2 rRNA genes are annotated in these 342 nt (G+C 51.5%); both read left to right on the top strand.

The window, feature by feature from the left end:
- Positions 1–131 (top strand): 23S ribosomal RNA (locus tag HP548_RS00085); the annotation flags it as partial.
- Positions 132–212: 81 nt separating this feature from the next.
- Positions 213–329 (top strand): 5S ribosomal RNA (gene rrf / locus HP548_RS00080).
- The last annotated feature ends 13 nt before the right edge of the window (positions 330–342 follow it).

The raw sequence follows: 342 nt of genomic DNA, 5'->3' as shown, positions 1-342 counted from the left end.
GTGAAGCCCCCCTCAAGATGAGATTTCCCAGTATGTAAGACCCCTTGAAGACGACGAGGTAGATAGGCTGGGGGTGGAAGTGCAGCAATGCATGGAGCTGACCAGTACTAATCGGTCGAGGGCTTATCCAATATGCAAGTTTTAAAATCGCACATTTCGTTTCGGATCTAGTTTTCAGAGAATAAACTCTGAGATGTAAGTTAAGCTATGCGTTTGGTGGCGATGGCGGAGGGGTTCCACACGTACCCATCCCGAACACGACCGTTAAGCCCTCTAGCGCCGATGGTACTTGGACCGCAGGGTCCTGGGAGAGTAGGACGCCGCCAAGCGAACTCTTTCATC

The organism is Paenibacillus taichungensis, assembly GCF_013359905.1.
GTDB lineage: Bacteria > Bacillota > Bacilli > Paenibacillales > Paenibacillaceae > Paenibacillus > Paenibacillus taichungensis.
The sequence above is the reverse complement of the archived record's forward strand: the minus strand, read 5'-3'. Positions and strand labels throughout refer to the sequence as shown.